This is a genomic window from Humidesulfovibrio sp. (genome assembly GCF_030689645.1).
Classification (GTDB): domain Bacteria; phylum Desulfobacterota; class Desulfovibrionia; order Desulfovibrionales; family Desulfovibrionaceae; genus Humidesulfovibrio.
In genome coordinates this window covers 185,754-209,342 of record NZ_JAUYFU010000024.1, presented here as the reverse complement: position 1 = coordinate 209,342, position 23,589 = coordinate 185,754, and the positions used below count along the sequence as shown (strand labels likewise).

At 61.1% G+C, this 23,589-nt stretch carries 20 protein-coding genes; 6 read left to right on the top strand and 14 right to left on the bottom strand.

What is annotated here, in order from left to right; genetic code table 11:
- From Q8O35_RS04275 to Q8O35_RS04265, 3 genes are all read right to left on the bottom strand, one after another.
- The coding region (locus tag Q8O35_RS04275; RefSeq protein ID WP_305570949.1) for a class I SAM-dependent methyltransferase at positions 1–846 on the bottom strand (846 nt) is incomplete at its 3' end.
- On the bottom strand, positions 843–2,414 hold the full coding sequence (locus Q8O35_RS04270; RefSeq protein WP_305570947.1) for a sialidase family protein: 1,572 nt from the start codon (positions 2,412–2,414) through the stop codon (positions 843–845). The genes Q8O35_RS04270 and Q8O35_RS04275, both read right to left, overlap by 4 nt.
- Before the next feature lie 74 nt (positions 2,415–2,488).
- A complete protein-coding gene (locus Q8O35_RS04265) occupies positions 2,489–3,793 on the bottom strand; it encodes a phenylacetate--CoA ligase family protein (RefSeq protein WP_305570945.1) in 1,305 nt (434 codons plus the stop codon).
- Between the two features lie 168 nt (positions 3,794–3,961).
- On the opposite strand from Q8O35_RS04265, the gene Q8O35_RS04260 reads away from it, so the two are divergent.
- From Q8O35_RS04260 to folD, 4 genes are all read left to right on the top strand, one after another.
- Positions 3,962–4,768 (top strand): A24 family peptidase, encoded by an 807-nt coding sequence (locus tag Q8O35_RS04260; RefSeq protein ID WP_305570943.1) that lies wholly within the window; start codon positions 3,962–3,964, stop codon positions 4,766–4,768.
- A gap of 68 nt (positions 4,769–4,836) precedes the next feature.
- The gene (locus Q8O35_RS04255) at positions 4,837–5,373 is read left to right on the top strand and encodes a FecR domain-containing protein (protein WP_305570941.1); all 537 of its coding nucleotides are present in this window, start codon (positions 4,837–4,839) and stop codon (positions 5,371–5,373) included.
- Entirely contained in the window at positions 5,370–5,981 is a 612-nt protein-coding gene (locus Q8O35_RS04250) for an OmpA family protein (RefSeq protein ID WP_305570939.1), read from the top strand. The genes Q8O35_RS04255 and Q8O35_RS04250 overlap by 4 nt, the downstream gene beginning before the upstream one ends.
- Before the next feature lie 113 nt (positions 5,982–6,094).
- Positions 6,095–6,958: a bifunctional methylenetetrahydrofolate dehydrogenase/methenyltetrahydrofolate cyclohydrolase FolD gene (gene folD, locus Q8O35_RS04245; RefSeq protein ID WP_305570937.1), complete on the top strand. Its 864-nt coding sequence runs from the start codon at positions 6,095–6,097 to the stop codon at positions 6,956–6,958.
- Positions 6,959–7,069: 111 nt separating this feature from the next.
- On the opposite strand, the gene Q8O35_RS04240 is transcribed toward folD, so the two are convergent.
- From Q8O35_RS04240 to Q8O35_RS04230, 3 genes are all read right to left on the bottom strand, one after another.
- The gene (locus Q8O35_RS04240) at positions 7,070–7,660 is read right to left on the bottom strand and encodes an O-methyltransferase (protein WP_305570935.1); all 591 of its coding nucleotides are present in this window, start codon (positions 7,658–7,660) and stop codon (positions 7,070–7,072) included.
- A gap of 85 nt (positions 7,661–7,745) precedes the next feature.
- Positions 7,746–10,412 carry a PAS domain S-box protein gene (locus Q8O35_RS04235; protein WP_305570933.1) on the bottom strand — a complete coding sequence of 889 codons (2,667 nt, stop codon included), beginning with the start codon at positions 10,410–10,412 and terminating at the stop codon, positions 7,746–7,748.
- 149 nt (positions 10,413–10,561) lie between these two features.
- On the bottom strand, positions 10,562–11,779 hold the full coding sequence (locus tag Q8O35_RS04230; protein WP_305570930.1) for a type IV pilus twitching motility protein PilT: 1,218 nt from the start codon (positions 11,777–11,779) through the stop codon (positions 10,562–10,564).
- Between the two features lie 240 nt (positions 11,780–12,019).
- Between Q8O35_RS04230 and Q8O35_RS04225 the strand changes: the two genes are divergently transcribed.
- Entirely contained in the window at positions 12,020–12,775 is a 756-nt protein-coding gene (locus Q8O35_RS04225; RefSeq protein ID WP_305570928.1) for a hypothetical protein, read from the top strand.
- On the opposite strand, the gene Q8O35_RS04220 is transcribed toward Q8O35_RS04225, so the two are convergent.
- The 6 genes from Q8O35_RS04220 to Q8O35_RS04195 form a co-directional block, all read right to left on the bottom strand.
- Entirely contained in the window at positions 12,765–13,193 is a 429-nt protein-coding gene (locus tag Q8O35_RS04220) for a universal stress protein (RefSeq protein ID WP_305570926.1), read from the bottom strand. The two genes, Q8O35_RS04225 and Q8O35_RS04220, sit on opposite strands and share 11 nt — an antisense overlap.
- A gap of 191 nt (positions 13,194–13,384) precedes the next feature.
- A complete protein-coding gene (locus Q8O35_RS04215) occupies positions 13,385–13,933 on the bottom strand; it encodes an SET domain-containing protein (RefSeq protein ID WP_305570924.1) in 549 nt (182 codons plus the stop codon).
- A complete protein-coding gene (locus Q8O35_RS04210; RefSeq protein WP_305570922.1) occupies positions 13,930–14,526 on the bottom strand; it encodes an SET domain-containing protein in 597 nt (198 codons plus the stop codon). The genes Q8O35_RS04215 and Q8O35_RS04210 overlap by 4 nt, the downstream gene beginning before the upstream one ends.
- Complete coding sequence (locus Q8O35_RS04205; protein WP_305570920.1) at positions 14,523–16,853, bottom strand: ATP-binding cassette domain-containing protein; 2,331 nt, start codon at positions 16,851–16,853, stop codon at positions 14,523–14,525. Before Q8O35_RS04205 ends, Q8O35_RS04210 begins: the two co-directional genes overlap by 4 nt.
- Positions 16,854–17,302: 449 nt before the next feature.
- Positions 17,303–18,121 carry a hypothetical protein gene (locus Q8O35_RS04200; protein WP_305570918.1) on the bottom strand — a complete coding sequence of 273 codons (819 nt, stop codon included), beginning with the start codon at positions 18,119–18,121 and terminating at the stop codon, positions 17,303–17,305.
- 67 nt (positions 18,122–18,188) lie between these two features.
- Positions 18,189–19,499: a hypothetical protein gene (locus Q8O35_RS04195; protein ID WP_305570916.1), complete on the bottom strand. Its 1,311-nt coding sequence runs from the start codon at positions 19,497–19,499 to the stop codon at positions 18,189–18,191.
- Between the two features lie 232 nt (positions 19,500–19,731).
- On the opposite strand from Q8O35_RS04195, the gene Q8O35_RS04190 reads away from it, so the two are divergent.
- Positions 19,732–20,718, top strand: coding sequence for a helix-turn-helix domain-containing protein (locus tag Q8O35_RS04190; RefSeq protein WP_305570914.1), 987 nt, complete (start codon positions 19,732–19,734; stop codon positions 20,716–20,718).
- Positions 20,719–21,066: 348 nt separating this feature from the next.
- Here Q8O35_RS04190 and Q8O35_RS04185 read toward each other — a convergent pair whose 3' ends face one another.
- Together Q8O35_RS04185 and Q8O35_RS04180 are read right to left on the bottom strand one after the other, a co-directional pair.
- Entirely contained in the window at positions 21,067–21,621 is a 555-nt protein-coding gene (locus tag Q8O35_RS04185) for a hypothetical protein (protein WP_305570912.1), read from the bottom strand.
- 70 nt (positions 21,622–21,691) lie between these two features.
- On the bottom strand, positions 21,692–23,485 hold the full coding sequence (locus Q8O35_RS04180) for a DUF262 domain-containing protein (RefSeq protein WP_305570910.1): 1,794 nt from the start codon (positions 23,483–23,485) through the stop codon (positions 21,692–21,694).
- Positions 23,486–23,589: the final 104 nt, after the last annotated feature.

The following is a 23,589-nucleotide window of genomic DNA, read 5'->3' as shown; positions in this document are numbered from 1 at the left end:
GCCGGGCAAGCCGCGCAGCACGTCGTCCATAAGGTTGCCGAGCATGAGCGCCGAGGCCTCGATATTGTACATGGTGAGCAGCAGCAGACGCGACTGGTCGGACAGCAGTTCGCGGCAGTCCACCAGCAGGTCGCGCACCATGCCCTCCACCTTCCAGACCTCGCGGTTAGGGCCGCGGCCAAAGGACGGCGGATCAAGGAGGATGACCTCGTAGCGGTTGCCGCGCCGTTTCTCGCGCTGCACGAACTTCACCACATCGTCCAACAAAAAGCGCACCGGCGTGTCGGACAGGCCTGAGAGCTCCTGGTTGCGTTTCGCCCAGGCGATGGCTGGGCGCGAAGCGTCCACATGGGTGGCGCTGAACCCAGCGGCCTGCGCGGCCAGGCTGGCGGCTCCGGTATAGCCGAAGAGGTTCAGCAGGCGCGGCCTGGCTTCGCCCGGCTTGCCTTGGCCGGATTTGGCGGCCTGCGTCAACTCCGCGCCCAGTTTGGCAATGAGCCGCCAGTGGGGCGCCTGCTCCGGGAACAGGCCGATATGGCGCGAAGTCTCGCTCATGCGGGCCTCAAGGGAGACGCAGAGCGGCTTGCCGCCAGGGCCGCCCACGCCGAGATCAAGCTTGAGGGGCCAGGCAGCGGGCAGCTTCTTCGTTATGGTCAGCCTGCCCTCCTCGTCCTGGCTGGCATGGGCCTCGGCCCAGTCGCGCTCGGCCAAGGCGGGCCGCCACCAGGCCTTAGGCTCGTGGCGGACGATGGAATATTTGCCGAAGCGTTCCAGCTTGCGGCCATTGCCAGAGTCGATGAGCTCGTACTCCGGCCATTCTGGGGCGACGATGGGAATGGTGATCACGCAATGACTCCAAAATCGTTTTCAAAAAACCGCGTCCCCATGATGTGCGCGCTTTCGCCGGGCACATAGCCGGGCTCATCGCCGCCGCCATGGTGGTACGCACATAGAAATTCGCCGTCAGCGAGTTCGGCCCAGCCGGAGTAGCCGAAGTCCACCGGGCTTGCCAGGCGGTCGTTCTTGAGCTCCAGCACCCTGCTGTTGATGAAGGCGTCGGGCAGGCCCTGGGTGTGGTCCCAGCGCCAGGAATACTCGCGCCCGAATCCGGGCTCGCGGATGGACAAGGACATGCGCCGCCACAGCACCTCGCAGCCGTTGTCCACGGTGCGCGACACCGCGCCCACAATGATGGGCCGCGTATCGCCATCCAGCGGGTCCACCGGGTACTCGCCGCAGGGTTCACCATCCACGAACAGACGGCACAGGCCGGGCTCGTAGGTGATGCGCACGGTGTGCGGCCTGTCCGGCTCCCAGGCGAAAGCCCCGGCCCCCTCGGCGTCGGGCACAATGCAGTCCCGGTAGAGCCTCCACCACAGGCCCAGGCGGATGCCGCAGCCGTTCTCATCGGCATGGCGCACCAGCACCTCGGCCTCGAACTCCGCGTGGGCGCGCCCCGGGTCGGTGATGGGCCGTAAAAAATAGCGCACCGGCGACTGCGGTCCGGCCTCGTTGCGCACAAGCAGGCCATCCGGGGCGAGGGCCGCACTGTCTGCGGCGGCGTGCAGGCCATGCACGGCGAAGCCCGAGCAGAGTTCGTCCAGATCGCCCAACCAGGCCTTGGTGCCGGGGTTGGGGCCCACATCGCGATACGTCAACAGCAGCTTGCTGGAACGCGTCCAGCCCAGGGTGGGCCTGTGGCCGATGAACGGCGTGGGCGCGGGGGCGCTCCAATTGGCGCCGCCGTCGTCGCTGATGCAGAAATACATAGGCTCGCCCACGAAGGAATTTTCGCGCATCAGCGCCAGCAGGCGCACAGCGCCGTCGTCTCCTTCGCTCTGGCCCGGCAGGCACACCACAGAGGCCTCGCACAGCACCAGGCATTTCTCGTTGGCGATGACCGAAAACGCCTCCCAGGTACGACCCAGGTTGCGTGAAACATAGGCCATCTGCTCGGTTGGAGCCTGGCGGATCTTGTGCCTGGGCTGACTGCCCCGGTGCAGATGCCCTGTGGTGAACAGAGTCTGGCCGTCCAGTTCCAGCACGCGGTCGATGAGCCCATGCCCCAGGCCGGTGCCAGGCTGGTCGGCCCAGGTACGGCCATTGTCCGTGCTCCAAAGGATTGTCGGCCCGGCGTCATCGGTGAGGATGATGACCCCGTCGGAAAGTCGGGACAAACGAGGGCAGTGCGAGTCCAGGGCCCAGAGCATGCGACGCTCGCTCCAGGTGCGGCCCTGGTCGCGGCTTTCCTTGAGCAGCAGCCTGCGGCGCGAGCCCACATGGCGGTCGAACTCGTTGTAGGCACAAAGAAGCGTCCCGTCGCCGGTTGGGCAGACGTCCGGGAAACACAGGTAATGCCCGTCGCGGCGGTCAATGACCACGTGCCGGTCCGTTGCGTTGGTCAGGCTCGGCATGGCGCCCCTCCGGGGTTAATCTGTGCGGTTGGTCAGGCTCACGCCAGCCCTCAACACGATGAGTCTTGGCGCAATCAATCCTTGTCGCGGGAATCGATGACGCGCTTGGTCTTGGCGAAGCTGCGCGGCAGGCTGCCGGGCTCCAGCACCTCCACCTTGCTGCGCACCAGGATCTGGTTGCGGATGTCCTCAGCCACTGCGGTAGCCAGGGCGTCATCGCAGGCGCAACCGGAAACCGCCACGCCGGGCCGCTTCTCCACGCGCACCACCATATGGTCCAGGCCATCCACGCGGGAAAGCTCGATCTGGTACTCGCTGTTGAGCTCGGCGTGCTTCTCCAGCACCGCCGCCACCTGGCCGGGGTAGATGTTCACGCCGCGGAAAATGATCATGTCGTCGCTGCGGCCCTGGATGCGCTCATGTCGAGGCATGCCGCAACCGCAGGGGCACAGGCCGGGGATGAGCCGGGTCATGTCGCGGGTGCGGTAGCGGATAAGCGGGCTGGCCTCTTTCTTCAGGCTGGTGATGACCATTTCGCCCAGCTCCCCGGGAGCCACGGGCAGAAGCGTCACCGGGTCGATGATCTCCAGGATGTACATGTCGGCCCAGTAGTGGATGCCTTCGTGGGCCTCGCACTCGATGCCCGCGCCAGGTCCGTAGATCTCGGTCATGCCGGAGATGTCGAAGCTGTGCTCCAGCCCCAGGGCCTCCTCGAAGCGCTGGCGCATCTTCCGGGTGTGGGCCTCGGCCCCGAAGATGGAGCGCTTGAGCTTGAGCTTGCCGCGCAGGTTCTGCTTCTCCACCTCCTCGCCCAGCAGGAGCGCCATGCTGGCGGTGCTGCACAGGCAAGTGGCGCCCAGGTCGGTGAGCATCTGCAACTGGATGTCGAGCATGCCGGGACCCACAGGCAGCGCCATGGCCCCGAAGCGTTCGCAGCCCAGCTGAAAGCCCGCGCCAGCGGTCCACAAACCATAGCCCACGCAGATCTGCACGCGGTCGAGCACGGTCAAGCCCGCCATCTCGTAGCAGCGGGCAAACATGCCCGCCCAGTCGTCGATGTCCTTCTGGGTGTAGGTGAGGATCTTGCGCTTGCCCGTGGTGCCGCTTGAGCCGTGGATGCGCACCACGCGCTCTTCCGGCACGGAGAGAAGCGGCAGGGGGTAGCCTGTCTGTAGATCCTGCGCCGTGGTGAAAGGCAGTTTGGTGATGTCCGACAGATCCTTGATGTCGCCCGGAGCAAGGCCCTTCTCGGCCAGGCGGGCGCGATAGAACGGGCTGCCCTCAAAGGCGTGGGCCACGGTCCACTTGAGGCCCGAAAGCTGGAGGGCGGAAATTTCGTCGGCTGAAAGGCTCGGAATGAAACGGGCTGTATCGGACATGAGCTTCCTCTTGCTGGTCGCGTGATGGTCGCGTGGTTGCCGGGCTTGTGGACATGGCCGAAATGCGCTAGCTGGCCTCAATGCAGACGGGTCCACCGGCCCGGCGCATCATGCAGCAGATCGCGCCGTTCGGCAAGTCCGCGAAGGCGCACAAGGAGCCCCGAAACAATGCCCGCAACCCAGTTCCCGCCCAGCGCCCTGCTCCTGCCCTTGGCAGGCTTGCTGGGCCTGATTTTGGGCAGCTTCGCCACCTGCGCCGGACACCGACTGGCGCAGGGAGGCAGCGTACTCTCCCCTGCGCGCTCCTATTGCCCGGCCTGCGGGCACACCCTGTCCTGGCGCGAAAACATTCCGCTCCTGGGCTGGCTGCTGCAAGGCGGCAAATGCCGCTTCTGCCAGGGCAAGATTCCGGCCCGCTACCCCCTGACGGAACTTGCCAGCAGCGGCTTCGCCCTGGCGGCCATGGCGGTGTTCGGCCCCACCCTGCACTTCCTGGCCGCGATTCTTTTCGCCACGCTCTTCCTTATTCTCTCGCTCATTGATTTGGAGACATACTTGCTGCCCGACGTGCTGACCCTGCCTGGCGCGGCTGCGGCGCTGGCCTGCTCGCTTTTGCTGCCGCCCCTGTGGACCCTGGGCATCGGCTGGCAACCGGCGCTCACCGGCGCGCTGCTCGGCGGAGGCGGGCTGTGGCTGGTTTCCGTGCTCTACCGCCGTATCCGCGGCGTGGATGGCATGGGCCTGGGCGACGCCAAGCTCATGCTCCTGGTGGGAGCACTGCTCGGCCCTGCCGCCGTGGGCGTTACACTCTTCGCCGGGGCCTGCCTGGCCTTGCCCGCCGGGCTTCTGGCGGCGCGCTCACGCGGCATGCAGGCCCGGCTGCCCTTTGGCCCTTTCCTGTGCGCCGGGGCCGCAGGGTACCTCCTGGCTGGCCCCTGGCTGCTCCACTGGTGGCTTGGACTGCCCCTGCCATAGCCCAGCTCCAATCATCCCATTGACCCCATCCAAAGCCGAGCGTAGCTTTGAAAACTGAAGGATTATCAATGCCACCACACAACAACACCCAATGCCGCCCGCTCCTTGCCCTGGCCACCCTTGCACTGCCGCTTTTCCTTGCGAGCCAAGCCCTGGCCGCAGGGGAAAGCCCAGCCGGAAGCGTGAAATCCGTCAACGGCGAAGCACAGGTGCTCCGCGCTGGAGCGGCCCCCCTGGCGCTCAGATCCGGTGATCGCATTTTTGAAAAGGACGTGCTGACCACGGGCAAAGGCTCCGCCCTGGGTTTGATCCTGCGCGACAACTCCACCCTTGCGCTGGGGCCTGGAAGCAGGCTCGTGGTGGAACGCTTTCTGTTTGAGCCCGAGAAGGGAGCGCTGGCCCAGGTGCTCAAGCTTTCGCGCGGATCCATGGCCGCTGTGAGCGGCGAGATCGTGAAGCTGAACCCCGCCATGGCCAAAGTGGAAACGCCCATCTACAGCATCGGCATCCGGGGCACACACTTTCTGCTCAATGTTGAGCCGGGTTTCGAGACGCCGGAAGAGGCCGCGCAGGCATCTCCTGACACGAAGGAACTCGCCAAATGACCGCGCGCCGCATCGCCCTTCCCACCCTGCTGCTGTTGTCTGCCCTGACGATTCTTCCCGGCTGCGGCAAGCCGCGCAACGTGGTCCAGCTTCTGCCCGATCCAGACGGCCATGTAGGCCAGGTGACAGTGACAACGCAGGGCGGCTCCGCGCAGTTGACGCAGGCTGGCTACGCCGTGCGCGTGGCCAACGCCAAATCCATGCCCACGCAGCCCGAGGCCTTGACCGAGGCCGAGAGCGAGGCGCTCTTCGGCGCGGCGCGGCGCGCCCTGCCCGAAAAGCCGGTTCGCTTCATCCTGAACTTTGAAAGCGAGACCACGCGCCTCACGCCTGAATCACAAGCCCTGCTGCCAAAGGTTCTGTCCACCGCGCGGGAGCGGTCCTCGCGGGACATCGCCATCGTGGGCCACGCCAGCGCAGCGGGCGACGAAAACTACAACATCGACATCTCGCGCCGCCGGGCAGAGATCGTGCGCAAGCTGCTGCTCAAGGCGGGCATGCCGCCCGAAGCCTTTGAGGTGGCCTCCCACGGCTCGGCCAACCCGCTGGTCATCAGCGGCAATCCCCACGAGCCCAAGAACCGCAGGGTCGAGGTGACGGTGCGCTGAGCCGCGCCGCACAGCAAAAGCGCGGGCCTCGACAAGCGCAGGCCTTTTCCGTAAACAGCCAGCGGGCGGCGTGAGTTGCGCGCGCCGCGAAACAACACGCCCCGGAGGTTCCCATGATCGTGCTTGACGGCAAAGCCACCGCCCAATCCATCCGCACCGAGCTCAAGGCCGAAGTGGCCGAGCTCACCCCTAAATTCGGACGCGCGCCCGGCTTGGCCGTCATCCTGGTGGGCGACGATCCGGCCTCCCAGGTCTACGTTCGCAACAAGGAGCGCGCCTGCACCGAAGTCGGCATCAACTCCTTCCCCCACCGCCTGCCCGCAGAGACCACCCAGCAAGAGCTTGAGGCCCTCATCGACCAGCTCAACGCTGATGTGAACGTGGACGGCATCCTGCTGCAGCTGCCCGTGCCCAAGGGACTGGACAGCCGCCGCTGCCTGGAGCAGATCCGCCCGGACAAGGACGTGGACGGCTTCCACCCTGCGAACATGGGCCGCCTGGCCCAGGGTCTGCCCGGCTTCGCGCCCTGCACCCCGGCTGGCGTCATGGAGCTTTTGCGCCGCTACGACCTGTCCACCCAGGGCAAGCACGCCGTGGTGGTGGGCCGCAGCAACATCGTGGGCCGCCCCCTGTCCATCATGCTTTCCCAGCCGGGCCGCTTCGGCGACGCCACGGTGACCCTGTGCCACTCCCGCACACCGGACCTGCCCGAGCAGTGCCGCCAGGCCGACTTCCTCTTCGCCGCCATCGGCAAGCCCAAGTTCATCACCTGCGACATGGTGAAAAAGGGCGCAGTGGTGGTGGATGTGGGCATCAACCGCGTTGACGACTGCCTCATGGGCGACTGCGACTACGAATGCATCGTGGACACGGCCAGCGCCATGACCCCGGTTCCTGGCGGCATCGGCCCCATGACCATCGCCATGCTCATGAAGAACTCAGTGCTGGCCTACAAGGACCACGTAGGCGCGAAGTAGCAGGAGCCCGTCCGCCGTCGAAACATACAAGGGCCGATCCAGACGTTTTCGCGTCCGGGTCGGCCCTTGTATGTTTCGCGTGGGCCAAATACCAGCCCCGCAGCTTGCCCGCTACACCTTACGGCAGATCAGCAAGCCCGCGCCGTTGGGCACAATAACCACGTCCACGCGCTGGTCCACCTCAATATCAAACAAAAACTGATGCATCTCGGACTCGTGGCTGATGGTGCCATCGACGACGATAAGCCCGCCCCTGACCAACGCGGCAAGCGCCAGCTCATAGGCTTCCCGGACCATGCTCCTGTCGGCGTCGATAAAACAAAAAGAAAACTCGGACAGTGATTTGAGCCCTTCAACTGCATCGCCCTCACGCAGCTCAACCACATCCCACACGCCCGCCGCATCCAGACAATGCCGCGCCAGTTCAATCTTGGCCGCATCCAACTCAAAGGTAACAAGCTTGCGCGAAGTGGCCCGGCAGGCCAAAGCCAGCCAAAGGGCGGAATACCCCGCGCCGGTGCCCAGCTCAACGGCATCTCCAGCCGGACAGTTGGCCAGCAACAGCGCCAGCAACTTGCCTGTCTCCAGCGTCACCTGCGGCAACAGGCGTTTGCTCTCCATGCCTTGGGCGCAGCGCCAAGCCTCAAGAGCCTTCAGATGGCCCTGGGTGACCTCAACGGACTGGGGGATATCTCTGAACATTCGGGGAGCCTCCGGATTCTCTGCAATGTAATTGCGAGGTGTCGTGGGGGTATACCCGGATTTGCGGCTGGCGTGAAGAGGGAACTCAAACGGCGGGAAACAGGGAATCAAGCACATCGGCCAGGTCGACATCCTGCACCGGCTTGCTCACGTAGCCGTCCATGCCGCTGTCGATAAAACGCTCGCGGTCGCCGGGCATGGCATAGGCCGTGAGCGCAATGACCGGCGCCTGTGGCCGCGCGCCGATGACCTGCATGGCCCGGATGCGTTGGGCTGCCTCAACGCCATCCAACTCCGGCATCTGAATATCCATAAAGACGCAGTCAAAATCTTGTTCACTGAAAGCGCGCACAGCCTCCAGGCCGTTCTCCACGGCCACCACATCATGCCCCATGCGAGTAAGCATGGTGCGCACGGCAAGACGGCTCACCAGCTCGTCCTCGGCCAGCAGCAGGCGCAAAGGACGACCGGATGAGGTTCTGTCCCCCGGAAGCGTCAGGGTTTCGTCCCCGGCCTTCGGCAGTCCGAGCACCAGCGCAAGGTGAATATCCGTTCCACGGCCCACCTCGGTATCCACCATGATGGTCCCGCCCATAAGATCCACAAGACGTTTGACAATGGCCAGCCCGAGCCCAGCGCCTTCGTATTTGCGGGCGAAGCTGGCGTCTGACTGGGTGAAGCGCTTGAACACATAATCCACCTGCTCGTCCTGAATGCCGATGCCCGTATCGCTGACGCACAGGTGCAGGCGCACAGCCTCAGGCTGGGACGCATGGGGAGCGCTCCAGGCCTCCACCCGCACCGACCCCTTGGGTGTGAACTTGATGGCGTTGCCCACCAGATTGAAGAGGATCTGCCGAAGGCGGGCTTCATCGCCCATCAGCACGGGCGGCACACCAGGCCAGACATGGAGTGAGAGTGCAATCCCCTTTGGCGCGCAAGCCAGGTGAAACAGATTACCGACGGAGTCGAACATGGCTTGCAGGCGCAAGGGCGATTGGTGCAAGGCCAGGCGCCCGGCCTCCATGCTGGAGAAGTCCAGAATGTCGTTCAAAAGCCCAAGAAGCCTGCGTCCAGCGTCCAGGGCCAGGGCGACATATTCCTTCACTTCCTGTGATGATACGCCTCCCTGCATAAGCTGGAGCATGCCCAGCATGCCGTTCATCGGAGTGCGGATCTCGTGGCTCATGTTGGCCAGGAACTCGCTTTTGGCGGAGTTGGAGGCCTCGGCCACGTCCTTGGCTTCCTCAAGGGCCAGCTCCATGCGTTTGCGCTCAGTAATATCCGTGTTGCAAACGCGCCGACCCAGCGGAGCGCCATCCTCGCGGGCGATGCTCTCACATTTATGGTTCACCCATTTGGTCTCGCCAGCGCGCGTGACGACGCGGATGTCCATGGAGCAATGCTTGCTGCCAGGATAGGAAATATCGCCAAGATGGCGAGCAAAAATGGCTGCGTCTTCCGGGTGGACGATGCGGTAGACAAGGTTGCCATCGGCCATGAACTCTTCCGCGCTGTACCCAGAAATGCGCTCGCAAGAAGGTGATACCCAGACCATCCTGCCGTCCGTTCCGCGCCAATACTCCCAGTCGTAGGTGAAGTCCGCCACGGTTCGGAACATGAGTTCGCTCTGGCGCAGAGCTTCCTCGGCGCGCAGACGCTCCGTCACGTCTGTGAAGGTGGCCACAAACCCATCTCGGGTGGCGATGCCGGAAATTATGAGGTCGCGCACCTCGCCGCTTTTTGTGGTCACATGGTACACGCGCGGAGAAATTTCCTGCCGACCATCTGCGGCGGCTTCCACATCTTCGCCCCAGGTCTCCCGCACCTCGGCGCGGTACTGCGGATCCGGGTAGGCCAGCCGCCACCAGTCTTCAAGAGTGGGCGTATCCGCGAGGGTGTAGCCGAAGGTGCTCATAAACCGTTGATTGACGTTCAGCACCCTCCCCTGCTTGTCCACGGAGCACAAGGGCATGGGCGCCCGGTTGAACAGCTCGCGAAAACGGCTTTCGCTGGCGTAGAGCGCTTCCTCTGAAAGGCGGCGTTGGGTGATGTCCTGAAACAGAACGCCGAGCACCTCGCCCTGAATGGGAAAAGCTGCCACCTGAAAGTGTCGGCCCAACTCATGTTGGTAACTGTCAAAATTCGTTGGCTGCTGCCGCTCCAGCATGGCGACGTAGACGTCGAGATCCGGCGGGGCTTTCAGGCCAAAGATTTCTGTCACCCGCTTGTCAAGCACCTGCGATCGGCTGAGGCCAAGGGTGCGCTCGTAGGCGGGGTTAACGTCACGCACGAGAAAATCCACCGGCGTTCCGTCAGCGTCGCGCACAAGCTCAAGCACGCAGAGGCTCTCGTTCATGGTGTTGAACAAGGTGCGAAAGCTGGACTCGCTCCTGGCCAGCCCGCGAGTCATACGAAGCAGCCGCTCGCTCAGAACACTGACCAGCACTCCGCAAAGAACAAGAAACAGCCATTGGACGAGGTCGTGCCGGGTTTCAATGCTTAAGGAGCCCAACGGCGGGATGGCCATGTAATTGACGCCAAGGGTGCTGACGGCTGTGGCCAGAAGACCGGGCCACAGGCCGCCGGTCAGCGAGCAGAGAATGATGGGAGCCATAAAAAGGATCAGCATGGGCCTGTCGCCGAAATCATGGGCAATACCCATACGCAGGGCAAGGGTCGCCAGCGGGGCCGCTACGCTCAATACGTACACCGCCCAGCGCGGTACGCGGTCAAGATACAAACCCGGCATGCCCCCCCCCGTACGGCAAACATCTGGCTGCTGGCCCTGCAGCTGTAAATGGGGGCAGCCGCCCCCACACTATCGGTCTATATGATAACAATACGCTTATGGCAAGAACCGGAAGCAAATCGCGTGCATCTCGCGCTCCGGCTGTGCGCCTAAACTGAGCGGCGCTCCAGTTCAGAAATGTAGTCGTCGATGTCCGCAGAGGGAAAACCGAAGGCGCTATCCGAGGAGGGGACCGCCACGGCCACAGGAACGGGCGCTACCGCAGCCACCCCGTCCCAGCGCAGCTCTGCCTGGGCGTTATAGTTGAAAATTCGGGAAGCGTATTCCTGCGGAACCTGGGCGGTGTTCGGGGCGTTCAGCCCCAGGGGCTGGCGGAACGCTGTACGCTTGGCGAGGTAGTCCTCGCGGTAGGCCGCCAAGGTGAACATGCCCTTGTCCTTGCAAGTCTCAATCATGCTGTCCAACTGAGAAAGCTTATTGTCGCGGATGAGCGTGGCGATGGCGCGAGTGTTGCGCATGACCGAAAGCAGCGGCACGGAATGCCGAAGCTTGGGCATGTAAAGCAGCTGCTGGTTCACTATGCCTGCAAGACTTTGGGAAAGTTGCAGGCGGGTGTGCTCGCTCGACATCGAATGAGTCAAACTGCACATGCGGTGCACAGCCTCCTCATGAGATCCTGCGTGCATGGTGGCGATGACCAGATGCCCCGATTCCGCCGCGTCCAGCGAAAGCTGGATTGTTTCCGGGGTGCGCATTTCGCCCACCACGATGACATCCGGTGCCTGGCGAAGCACATCAAGCAAGCCATGCTGATAAGTGTGGAAGTGCTTTCCCAGCTCGCGCTGTTCGATGAAGGCGTTCCTGGAGGTGAACAGGTATTCGATGGGATCTTCCAAAGTCACCACGTGGCAGGCGCGCGAGGTGTTGATCTCGTTGATGAGGGCGGCGATGGTGGTAGTCTTCCCGCTGCCCGTGGAACCGCAGATGAGCAACAAACCAGACTTCATGGCGCAAAAGTCCTTGAGCGAAGGGTGCAGGTTCAAACCCTCAAGGTCGGGTATTGCGCTGGGCAAAAAGCGGATTGCCAGACTGACGCCCCGGTGGGAGCTGAAGGCGTTGATGCGCAACCGCTTGCCGGAAACGGACAAGGCCAGGTCCGTGGACCACTGCTCCTTGAGCTGCCGCTTCTGCCGGGGGTTCAGGATGGTTTCCACCAACTGGTCCACATACTGAGGCGAGAGCACGTGCTGCTTCTGAAAAAAAATCTCGCCGTCGCGACGGCACACCAGTGGATGATCGCCGGTGATATGCAGGTCCGAATACCCCTTATCGTAACAGGCGTTGATTATTTTTGCGAATATTTCCATGTTCGGACCTTTGGAAGAGTTCATATGTTGATACGTACGTGAACGTTGCTGCCGGAGAGCGCTTAGCGGGCCGCGCGATCAATGCAAGATACGTACAACCATGCGCCAGCAAAACCTGCCTGGGGCGGCCACAACTGTTTCCTTTATTTCTTACGGCAAACCACTTATAATTGTAGCAGAAATGGCATGGACGTCTGGCAATTCCGCAGGCCGACTGCGCCAGGAACCAGAGGTTTCCCCATGCAAATAGAAAGCTGGCTTGGCGCTCTTGCGCAGCCGGACCACAGTGCTATCGACGGCGACCTGGAGTCACTGGCCGACAGGGATTACCCGTTCCTTTCAGACTCCAGCGTCAATAATCAGATCGAACGCCTGAGCGGGCACCTTGGGTCTCGGCACAGCAACGTGCGCCGCCTGGTCATTGCTTACTCTCTGTACATCCGCCAGGTGGACGTCATTCTCCAATCCGGGCCACGCGCCTTCTGCGGCGCAGGTTGCCCGACCCCGCCTGCCGGATGTTGCAATCACGAGCACTACGTCATTATGAACATTACGGACCTCATGAGTTCCCAGAATTCCCCGGCGGCGCTGCACATGGCGCACATGATCGGCCTGCTGCAAAAAGATGAAAGCGCCCACCACCGCAAGGGGCGCACCATGCGACCAGGCTACTGCCGCCTGCTGGCCGAGGACGGCTGCACCCTGCGGTTGTTCAAGTCGCCGCGCTGCGTCCACTACATGTGCGAGAAATTGCAGCGCGACATGATCAATCAAAGCAACGGGGCGGCCCAGCCGCTCCTCTCCGCCATGAAGCACGTGGAAAGCACCACAATTTCCTCTCCCGCAGACTTCTTGAACAACAACGTCATCCACGAGGGCGCGCGTCTTTACGCCGACCGCCTGGAACCGAAGGCCCAAAACAGAAAAAATGCCCGACCCCATGCAGGGCCGGGCCAAGGCGGCAATCATCAAGTCGGGGAAGTTTCTAACGAGTAATAAGCACCGGGCAATGCGCCGCAGAAAGCACGCGGTGGGCGTCGCTGCCCATGATAAGGCCCTGAACATCAGTCAAGCCGCGCGAGCCCATGACGATGAGGTCGTAATCGCCGGACTTGGCCTCCTGCACTATGACTTCACCCGCGCGACCCTCCTTGATGATCAGCACAGGCTCAAGGTCGAGGTCGCGCATTTTTTTGGCGTAGGGGGCCAACAGCTTTTCCGACTCTCGCACCAGCTCGCGAACCAGCTCTCTCCTAGGCTCTCCCCCAATGAGCAAGGGGATTCGGCCAAAACAGTGCAGCAGGGCCACGTAAGACCCCTGGGTCTGCGCCAAGCCAAGGGCATAGCGAAGGGCGTTGCGTGAATGCTCGGAATTATCCACCGGGACCAGAATTTTCTTGAACGTCAACACCATGGCGAGACTCCATTTTTTTCCGGTTTCGGGCTGATATGAGCATGCATCAGCCCCACAGAGGAGTCAACTCGCCGCGCCCAAGAAAGCACGCGTTCCCCCTCACCCAAGTCCACTCGCCACGATGCGATACGGAGCGAATACGCCCAGCCCCCAGTGCACATCCCTATGGTGCTGACTCGGTGAGCAATGCCTCAAGCATTCAGGGCCAGGATCTGCGCCCGCCCCTGCTCAGTCAACAGCGACAAGAGCGGCTGCTCCACCGAACCAACGCAGAGCAAAGCCCCCTCCACCGATTTAACAATGGCTTGCCGGATCAGATCCTCCTGCCCCGAAGAGACGATTCCCCGGCAGTGCTGGGCACCGCATCGGCACACAAGGCTCTCCCCCGGCGACATCCCAAGTTCGGCGTAGTCGTTGGTGATTTGATCCCCAACCGCGATGTCGTTCAGGGCAATCTCACACCCGACCGCAGTGCCCGCGCAATTAGGCACGCACGAGTGGTTGACGTAGCGCGCCAAATCCCAGGCCAGCACATACCGGCCATCCTGGCTGAGCCAGAGATGCCGCTCCGCGTCAAAGCCCATGGCTGCGGGCAACAATGCGACATCGTCCTGCGTCAGCACGCGGTCGAGTGGATCAAGGACCCAGACAATGGTGCCGCGAGGAATCGGGGCCGTGGCGAAAACGCCGAATCCCATGACCGCATCGACGAAACGCAGTTCCGTGGCAGGATGAATCATCGGCCTTGAACTGGGGGCTTGGCGTGATAGGCGCGATGGCTCGGCACGGCGGAGCGCCCATCCACCCAATCCCAGAACTGACCGGCATTGCGGGAAAATGGCAGCAATGGCTGGGGCACTTGGCGCGCATAGCGCAGGGTCTGGGCGATACATTTATCGAGTTCCGGCCAAAGCAGCAGCACATCCCCGCCGCCGATCACCCCCCGGCAGGTCGATACACCGCAGCAGCACTGCATCTCCCTGGTGAGGTTGAGCCCGCCGTATTCGCAAGTTATCTCCTCCCCAGGAGCAACGTCTCGTACGGCCACCTCAAAATCACGACCAACACCGAGAATGGCCGGATCACAGCTATGATTCACGTAACGGCCATGATCCCAGCACAAAACCTGGTTCCCCTCGGCATCGGTGTAGGCGTATTTCTCCATGATGGGCTGGTAGGGCGCAGGCAATGCGGCCACCTCGCCTGGCGTGAAAACCATGTCGAAGTTGCACAGTATCCAAGTCACTGTCCCACGTGGGATGGGCTTGACCGCAAAGACCCCGTACCCGACCTCAGGGCTGATGAACCGCAATTCAGTGTCGGGATGCATCATGCTGGACTCTCCATCATTTCATTGTTTGTGTCCGAGGCGATGAGGCGCTCACAATGAACGGAGTCGATGCGAGCACGAAGCTCTGGAGCCTGCTCGAGCAACAACTCAAACTGCTGGCGCTGCAACGACAGCAATGTGCTCTGCATAAGCGTGCGCACGCTGGCCGTACGTGGAACGGAATGCAGCAGCGCTATCTCGCCGAAATGATCTCCATCCTCCAGAACCGCCACCCTCCGCTCGGTGCCTGGCTCCTCCGTCATGAGAACCTCAACCGCACCGCGCACGATGATGTAGAAGCGGTCGGCCTGATCGCCCTGATGGATGATCAGACGTCCCTCGGGATGTCTTTCCGTGGCGAAAAGCGTCGCAAGCAACCGCAACAGCCGGTCGTCGAGCTGATCGAACAGCTTCACGCGGCGCAGCCATTCCGGCGCCACGATGGCCTGTTCGCCGCTGGGGCTAAGCTGGAATCCGCTCTGCTTTTCCCATAACCGCTTATAGTGTCCGTTGTGTTCAAGCAATTCCGCATGGCTGCCCGACTCGACCAGCCGCCCCTTGTCCAGAACGCAGATTCGGTCGGCATTCACTGCGGCGGCCAGCCGGTGCGTCACCGAGACGACCATGCGCCCACTGCCAATCCGAGCCAGGGTGGCGTTGATGGCGGACTCGGTTCCCGGGTCAAGGGCCGAGGTAGCTTCGTCGAGCACGAGGATGCGCGGCTCGCGGAGAATGGCGCGCGCAATGGCGATGCGCTGGCGCTGACCGCCGGACAGACGGCCACCACGCTCGCCTATCTGCGAATCATAGCCTTCAGGCAAGGCGGCAATGACCTCATGAATCTCAGCCGCGCGCGCAGCGTTTTCGATCTCGTCGCGGGTGGCATCAAGACGACCAAAACGGATGTTCTCGGCAACACTTGCGTTGAACAGAAAGCTCTCCTGAAACACCACGCCCATCTGGGCCCTGAGAGATGCCTGAGTCGAGTCGCGCAGGTCCACCCCGTCCAGGGTGACACGACCTGCGCTGGGCTCATAAAGCCGCATCAGCAGGCTCAAGACCGTACTCTTGCCAGACCCGCTGGCGCCGACAAAAGCCACCGACTCCGTGGCCCGCAGTTCGATGTTCAGATCGCGCAGAACCGTGCTCGCCTCGTCATAACCGAAACTCACGGACTCGAAGCGCACTCCCCGGACCAGCTGCGGCAGCTCCACGGCGGCGGGCTTATCGACAACGCCAGGCACAACCGCGAACAGTTCGTTGATGCGCTCCATGCCGCCCGCCGCCTGGACCAGGGTCGGCACATATTGCGTGGTGTAGGAAAGGGATATCGACAAATTGAGAAAGAGCGCCTGAAAAGCAGTCAGGGTTCCCACAGAGAGCAGGTCCACTGAGGTCATCCAGGCTCCTATGGCCAGGACCAATACCTGCAGCAGCATGATGCTGACCCCCGCCGAGCGCTCGACCATGGCGGAGAAGAAGCTCACCTTGAGCACGCTCTCCGCCAACTTTGAGTTGCGAATGCCGAAGATGCGCATGGCCTCGTTCTGCAGGTTGAGCACCTTGACGGCGGGTTGCGACTGGATGTTCTCCTGGACCACGGCGAGCGTACCGCCCTCGTCCTGCTTGCGGGCGTAGCTCGCATCCACGGCGCGCGGCGCGAAGAAGCGCGGCCCAAGCAGGCACAGCGGCCAAACAAGCATGGACACGAGCGCCAACCGCCAGTCGAGCCAGAACAAGAGCAACGTGTTGGCAAAAACGTCCAGGGTGGGCAGCACCCCCCAGGGAATTGAGCTGACGAGGGCGTTTTCAACGGATACGATATCGCCAGAGAACCGCGAGAGCACATCCCCCGCGTTGGTGCGGCCATAAAAGTCGATGGACAAACGCTGCAACTGCTCGAACATGGAGGCCCGCAAGTCCCTCAAGATCTGCGAAGCCAAACGAGCGAAGAGAAAATCGCGAAGCAACCCCACAACCGACACAGCCAAAGCGCCGACCGCCAAGGCGATGATGATCGTAATCAGCAGGCTGTGATTCTTGCCTACGAGCCCGTCATCGACGATGAATTTGAACGAGAAGGGAAGCGCAGAACTGAAAGCCATTTCAACGATGAGGCCGACGACAACGATGGCGGCCCTGCGCCAATACGGCCTGAAGAATCGCGCCAAACAGCCGAGAAGGGCCAGAATCCCAAACTGAACGCGAGGCTCCGCAGCGGCTGACGGCAGAGTTGCAGGTGCGGCAATCGTTTTGCCGCCCTTCTCCCCACGGCCAGAAGATGACTCATCCATCGCTTCTTGTCCCTCCAGAGCAGGCTTGAACGACAAGGGATCAGGTCTGCCGAAGAGACCAGTGGCGCACTCATTCCCGGAAAATTTCGAAAGCGTATCCGCTTTTCTGATTCGTTACTAGAGTGTTACGATTTATACAAGAAGCCAAAGGAAAAACAACCGCAATGCTACGACATTTTTATCACCACAAGACAAACGCTGAACGCGTCACTCAAGCTGCACATGATTGAAGACAGGATAGCAAGAATCGCCAGCATTCTAGTGGCGAACCGGACAATTTTTCGTCAAAGGGTACAAATCAGGGGTACATGTTGCGCTTTTGGGTCTGTTTTTAGGCGCAAAAAAAGGGTCACGGCGTATACCGTGACCCTTGGTTTTTCTGGCGGAGAGGGAGGGATTCTCGTCTGGAGACAAGGAAATCCTTTCTCTTCAGCTAGATATCGTCACTGTTCCTGAGCCGAATGTAACGCCTCACTGGAACAGTTTCAAGTCTTTTCGTCATCCTTCTGCCTGCGTCTGGACACCCAATTCCTGGGATAAGCCCGAGCGCCTGAGGACCCTGCCGCGTCCTGCTCACGCCTGAAGATGTGGATGTCCGCGAGGTGGTGATCCACCAGCAGCTCCACTGCCGACTCCAGTTCTTCCCCAAGGTGCCTGAGAACACGGCCACGGCTCCGGGGGTAGACGTGAAGCTCCTGGATCACATCCTGCTTCTGGCCCGACCAGACGGGTGAGGCGACCTCTCGCACCCAGCGCCGGTGGGAACCGGAGGCCATTCGATGGATGACCTTGGCCGCCTGCACACGCTTGAACTCCGTTCCCTGGACGGGCTGAGGATCGTCCTGGATCAGCATCTCCACGGCCAGCCATGCCGCCACGACCAGCCGGGGGTCGATGCCGTGCTTCCTGAGCCGGGCCAGGGCCGCCTTGGCACGCTGCTGAGGAGGCAGGCCACGCAGGCGGAAGGCCTCCACATACGGCCCGGCCTGCTGGTAGAGGCCCTTCACCCGCTGGATCGCGTTCTGCACCCACCGGCTGTCCTCGTGGGACACGATCCAGGCCAGGGCCGCCCGGCGGTAGGGGTTCAGCTCCTTGGCCGTGTATGATCCCTTGAGCGGGCTGCCATGCCGCTGATTGTGATCGGCATGGGCGCGGCAGTATCGCTCGTCCAGGCCGTCCGGAGTACCTGCCCTGGCGGGCTTGCCGCAGTGAATCACCCGGCAGTAGCCGTACATATGGTTGGGGAGGGCCGCACGGGCGGTCACGTCCTGCTTGCGCTTCTGGCGCTGGTTCCAGTCGGTCATGGCTTACGGGTCCCACTAAAGGAGATTAGTAGCCCCTCTAGGTACTGGTAGTTGTAGGTGATCATGGTCATCCCCCCACCACCTCCACTATCCCAGGTACTCCAGTTCCCTTGAGGAAGCAGGAGAGCATGACCTCCCTGACCTTGTCCTGGTTCGACTTCCCCACGATCACGGAGTCATGGACAGGGAGGGCATGGATGCCCAGGTCTCGAAGGGTGAGAAGGACATCTACCAGCACCTGGCTCTCGGTGAACTGGGCCTCATGGCCGATCCCGGTGAAGAAGCAGCTCGTGATGGCCGGGTGGGCAGCCTCAATGGCGACCATGACTTCCTCCACCCGGTGCCGTTCCTCGAAGGCCTTGCGGACGCCCTTGGGCATCCTGACCAGCCGTTTGGTGGCGAACAGCATGGCGTTCATGATCTTCTTCACCCCACTGCGGTGGTGCTGAAAGTCGGGAATGGCGTAGGCATCGCCCGCAGGCGGCTCCGCACCGCAGAGGCCGTAGAGGATGCGGGGGTTCATCTGGCCGTAGTCCAGCTCCACCACGTCCTCGCCGTTGATCATCAGGCCCTTCCGGCGTGCTTCCTTGCCCAGGGGCTGCCAGAACCCGCCGAACAGCCGTCCTCCGCTATCGAAACGTCCCTGTGTGAAGACACGCCGCAGCCTCCGGTCCCGTGAATCAACGGGTCTGCCTCCTGGCCAGTAGTACTCATCGAAGTCGATCTCCACGGACTCCAGCCAGCCGTTGATGGTCATGACCTGCTCCCGGAACAGGATGGTCTCCGGGGTATCCTCGTACTCCTCAAGACCGCCGTCATCCCAGCCACCCTTCTTCACGCGCTTAAGCAGGATCACCTCCTGACCTTTGGAGATGCCGAAGTCCCCAAGCTCAAGCCGGGCTTCCACCACTCGCGTGATGAGCCGCTTGCTAGCGCGGATGGTCGTCTCCTTGGATGGGCCGAAGTAGCCCTTGTAGCCGATGGATTGCTCGGCGTACGCCATCTCAGGCTCGGCCATGTGGTCCAGGATGGTCGGCAGGATTTTGCCGTAGGCAGCGGGCCGGTAGCGGCTCTTGCGCCCCAGGTAGCGGTTGGACCGGGTGATGTAGACCCCATCCCCATGCCCAAGGAGGTGGTGGTACATGAGGTCCGAGGCGATGGCCGAGACTGTTGCCTCAAAGGCCTCCAGGTCAACCGCTCGGCGCTTGCGCTTGCGGTGCTTGTAGAGCCGCTCGAAACTCTGGAGCTGATGGACAACATCCTGGATGGCCGCACGCGCCTTCTCCGTCCGTGGTATTCGCCACGGGTTGAAGTGCCGGTCCCGGAGCTGGTCGGACTCATCGGCAGCCTCAGTCAGGTTCTCGTGCTGTTCCTGCAACGTCAACTCCTCGTACACAAAATGGCCACCCCGCTACCGGGCAGCCGGGTGAGTCCGATAAATGAAAGAAAGCCCTCATGTCCAGAAGAACCACTTCGGTAGGCATTAAGCTTAAACACCAAAGGCACTTGCAGCTTGTGCGCTCATAACCTATACCCCCACTCCGGGCTGGATCGCACAGAGTAGCCCAAACCAGCATCTACCTTAGCTGCAACACATTTCTGGAGATTCCATGGAGCCGGAGAAGCTAGACACGAAGAAGTTCGCCAAAATCTACAGCCCGATGAACTCGACTACCTACGACGGCGAACGAGAAGCCGCGAGGGACAGGGCTGAGGCTGTGGCGTGCGCAGCAGGCATGACCTTCGAGGAAGCGGTGGACGTCATTTCCGCGCCCGCCTCACCACCTTCTGACGCAGCCCCAACGATGCATAACCCCTTCGCTGGTTTTGCTGACTACATGGAGAAGCACGAACCCGGATACAAAGCTCGAGCTGCCGAGGAAGCCCGTCAGCGGGAAGAAGCGCGGCTTAAGGAGCAAGCTGATATTATTGAGCGCTACGGCTCAGAAGATGCCGTCATGGCCCCCTGTGAAAGGGAAGCGTTGTTGGAGAAAGCCTGCGCTCATTTGGCAGAAGTGGACGAGGACGGCTACGTGTCCAACTTGGACGGATGGGGGCCAGTGTCGAAGAACGCTGACTTACCTGATTCTGTCCGCCGAGCAGTTTCCCAAGCTTACCCCCTGCCGACAACCATCGTCGATGCACTGAAAGAGTGGCGGTATTGGAACCACCGTTGGCACGAACGGCACACACTTGATGAGTACATCGACTTCCACCCTTTACCCGTGAGCGCTCGGTTCGTTGTCCTCGAAGAACTACTGGTCTCGCTCCCAGCCCAGAGCCTTGAAGATGTCCTGGCGAGGCTCGACAAGTACGAGGAACTCTGCAACCAGGGCATGTACGTTGAGTATGAGGATCAGGACAAGTTCATCAAACAGTTCCGTAACGACGTAAACTTCCTGTCCAACGGCGTCCAAGTTGGGCGGCAAGCTCCCTTCACCAACGCGAAGAAGAGGGACGCTGTTCTGGAGTACCTCAAGTGTCCTGAGCGGTCCCTGCTGTCAGACCGCGAGATTGCCCGTATCGTCGGGGTCTCACCACAGACCGTGAACAATTGGCGCAAGCGGCTCAACGTCCAATTTGGACACCGCCAATAGCCCTACAACCTAGACGCAGGAGATTCACATGTACGAGATCGGTTTCTGGGGCCGCCCAGGTCACCCGGATGGAGCAAGGCACATAATCGTCACCCTGAATGGTGAGCGCCTGACATACTGTGGGGCGCATAAAATGCTCGAGCCAGACGTAAAGTTCACCCAGGTTGCCAATAGGCTGATCGAAGCAGAGGTGACCTGCGGACACTGCAAGAGGATTCTAAACACACCCACGCTACGCTTGAAGCACTTGGGCGAGAAATGAGATGTCATAATTGGTGACGTGTCACTACGAGAGCAGTCGAAGAGCAAACTAAATATCCAGCCACCGCCATGGCGGCGAGGTGAAGACTACTGTTTCTGCTTATCTCGAGTGAGGATTTTGGCGGCAATCACTGTTGGATCATTCTCATAACCCTCGTCCGCAAAAGCCATCACACATAACTTTATTTCCTCTGGGGAAATATACCGCCACCCACTATTCCTCATAACCATTTCGACATCTTTGCTTTTTCCTTGGTATACTTTCCCGGCAGCAAGTCCAAGTGTGACAATGGTCTTAGAATTCGCCATGCCACGAAGCATAAGCTCTTGTCGCAAACGTCCGAAGACTACTTCTCGATACCTTTCAGATGTAAACAACTTGTATCTGCCTTTGGGAACATCATGCTTTTCCGATATATCCTTGAGCTTAACGCCGGGAGAGTCCAGATACGACTTCACTTCAAACACTATAAGCTCATTTTTTGCAGCACAATATGCGAGAAGATCCAACTCAACGCGAGGCATGCAAGGCAAGCCGATCCTTCTTTTATCCTCTATCGTCAGCTCAACCTTAAATGATCTATTTACCCAATAGCCTTCAAATTCCAGCAACGTTGCCACAACGCCTTCAAAATAATCCATTATCCTCTCCCAGAATCCATTTTCTAAACCGTACGCGCCCTGTACACTCGCAATCTATACACCAAACCCGTCACAACGTGTTGTAGTACGCCTTGATCTTCTGGGCCATCAGCTCTCGCCGCGCCTTGAGGAACTCCGCGTAATCCCCCTGCTCGAGATCGAGCGATGCGCCGGGGATACAATTCTGGATCAGGTTATTCTCCAGCTCAGCTCGGTCATCAATGCCCCCCAGCTTGAGCGGCCCATCCGCGCACTGCGCCAATGCCTCGACGAAGTAGGCCTTGGGGGCCTTGTTGCCGATCCGGATGTTGATCTCCGACTGGGTGAACACGAAGTTGGCGATCTGGTTGTACGCTCCCTGCTTCATGCCATGCTTCTTGAGGTATTCACGCGGGAAGATGTGGTGGATGTCACCCTGGTGGGCGATGAGCTGCCCCACGGTGATGTCTCTCGAGAGGAACCCACGGTCCTCCAGCTTCACCTGAGCGGCCCAGAACAGGTTCAGGTACGGACTGTTCGTGCTAGCCTTCTCCAGTTCCTGCACCAAGCCAAAGCTCCAGAACGACTCAGACAGCACGGCCTGCTCCGTCTGGGCCAGAAACTCGCTGAAGTCCCCTTCCTTGGCGCGTTTGATGTCCGAGTCGAACTGACTTTCGAAGGAACCGGAATAGCGGGCGGTGAGCAGCGAGAGGACGAACCAGCGTCTCACCGTGCGTTCGATGACTGCCGGGTCATACTTGTCCCGGCGGAGCTTCAGGTACAACGCGTAGGCGAAGTTCAGGGCGTTCTGAGACCGGATGAGGCCAGGGGCTATGAACCCGGCGGAGCGGATGATCATGAGGAAGCGCTGGAAATGCGTTTCCTTGATGAAGTCCTTGATGCCCTCGCCGAGACGCACGAATGACTCAGCGGCGATCTCGTCCTCATATTGGCGGGTCTCGAAGTTCCTGCCCGAGAGCAGGCTCACAAGGTCCGACAGCTTGCCGCGCTCAAAGGCCGCGATGCAGGCCACGCGGAGCATGTCCGTGTAGGACGGGTCATAGAGATCGTCATTCTCGTCCTTGAGCCAAGTCATCTTCTTGAACCAGTCCGTGGCCGCGAACTCCGGGTCGCGCTCGGCGATCTGCCCATAGAACTCTGGCGCCACCGCCATGTGGCAGAAGTAGTCGATGGCCTTGCGCAGCATCGGCCCGCCGTGGCTCTCGCTGGCGGCGATCTTGGACATGGCGAAGTCCGACTGGTTCAGCACCACGCCCTTGGAGTTGATGCGGATGAAGATGTCCGTAACCGTCTCGATGTCCAGGTCGTGCGCCAGCTCCACAAAACCGATCAGGTTGTTCCGGATGGCTAGCAGGTCCGTGATGGACTGCATGACCTGCTCCTGATCCACTGTTGGGTTCAGGGCGCAGTAGGCCTTGAACACGGTGAACGGGTTTGCCGCGTTCTTCATGGCCTCTGAAATGTCCGGAATCCACGTCACATCCTTCTCGATGGCCGGATTGAGAACCTCAAATTTTCGGCTCAGCGGATTGAAGGCGATGCGGATGCGGGTGAGCCTGTAGTCCTTGGTGAGGACCTGATACCCGAGCACTGCGGCCATGAGGGCCGTGACGCGCTGCTGACCGTCGATGAGGACCTTCTTGCCCTCGCTCAGGGAGCCGTCCCGCAGCCGCACGCTGGGGTTGCGCCACGCGATGAGATAGCCCACGGGGTAGCCCTGGAACAAGGAGTCGAGCAGATCGCGAACGTTGGTGGCGTCCCACACAAAAGGACGTTGAATTTCAGGGATGGCAATCTCCCCGGCCTTGACCCAGGACAGAATGGTTTCAACGGGGTGGCTGTTGACTGAATAGCAAGGGGGCATTGGTGCTCCTGTTCTGGGTGAGAATTCCGGTGCCAACGGCTTTGTGCATCTACAGAGGACGTTTTGGGCAACGTTGAGCTAGATGTTCAGCAAGTCGCGCCATT

What these genes read in the sequence shown, in the direction of transcription:
- Q8O35_RS04180 (WP_305570910.1), bottom strand. Translation starts at nt 23,485, where the DNA reads ATGCCCCCTTGCTATTCAGTCAACAGCCACCCCGTTGAAACCATTCTG.
- Q8O35_RS04185 (WP_305570912.1), bottom strand. Translation starts at nt 21,621, where the DNA reads ATGGATTATTTTGAAGGCGTTGTGGCAACGTTGCTGGAATTTGAAGGC.
- Q8O35_RS04270 (WP_305570947.1), bottom strand. Translation starts at nt 2,414, where the DNA reads ATGCCGAGCCTGACCAACGCAACGGACCGGCACGTGGTCATTGACCGC.
- Q8O35_RS04235 (WP_305570933.1), bottom strand. Translation starts at nt 10,412, where the DNA reads ATGCCGGGTTTGTATCTTGACCGCGTACCGCGCTGGGCGGTGTACGTA.
- Q8O35_RS04240 (WP_305570935.1), bottom strand. Translation starts at nt 7,660, where the DNA reads ATGTTCAGAGATATCCCCCAGTCCGTTGAGGTCACCCAGGGCCATCTG.
- Q8O35_RS04250 (WP_305570939.1), top strand. Translation starts at nt 5,370, where the DNA reads ATGACCGCGCGCCGCATCGCCCTTCCCACCCTGCTGCTGTTGTCTGCC.
- folD (WP_305570937.1), top strand. Translation starts at nt 6,095, where the DNA reads ATGATCGTGCTTGACGGCAAAGCCACCGCCCAATCCATCCGCACCGAG.
- Q8O35_RS04255 (WP_305570941.1), top strand. Translation starts at nt 4,837, where the DNA reads ATGCCACCACACAACAACACCCAATGCCGCCCGCTCCTTGCCCTGGCC.
- Q8O35_RS04200 (WP_305570918.1), bottom strand. Translation starts at nt 18,121, where the DNA reads ATGACCGACTGGAACCAGCGCCAGAAGCGCAAGCAGGACGTGACCGCC.
- Q8O35_RS04190 (WP_305570914.1), top strand. Translation starts at nt 19,732, where the DNA reads ATGGAGCCGGAGAAGCTAGACACGAAGAAGTTCGCCAAAATCTACAGC.
- Q8O35_RS04230 (WP_305570930.1), bottom strand. Translation starts at nt 11,779, where the DNA reads ATGGAAATATTCGCAAAAATAATCAACGCCTGTTACGATAAGGGGTAT.
- Q8O35_RS04215 (WP_305570924.1), bottom strand. Translation starts at nt 13,933, where the DNA reads ATGATTCATCCTGCCACGGAACTGCGTTTCGTCGATGCGGTCATGGGA.
- Q8O35_RS04260 (WP_305570943.1), top strand. Translation starts at nt 3,962, where the DNA reads ATGCCCGCAACCCAGTTCCCGCCCAGCGCCCTGCTCCTGCCCTTGGCA.
- Q8O35_RS04225 (WP_305570928.1), top strand. Translation starts at nt 12,020, where the DNA reads ATGCAAATAGAAAGCTGGCTTGGCGCTCTTGCGCAGCCGGACCACAGT.
- Q8O35_RS04220 (WP_305570926.1), bottom strand. Translation starts at nt 13,193, where the DNA reads ATGGTGTTGACGTTCAAGAAAATTCTGGTCCCGGTGGATAATTCCGAG.
- Q8O35_RS04265 (WP_305570945.1), bottom strand. Translation starts at nt 3,793, where the DNA reads ATGTCCGATACAGCCCGTTTCATTCCGAGCCTTTCAGCCGACGAAATT.
- Q8O35_RS04210 (WP_305570922.1), bottom strand. Translation starts at nt 14,526, where the DNA reads ATGATGCATCCCGACACTGAATTGCGGTTCATCAGCCCTGAGGTCGGG.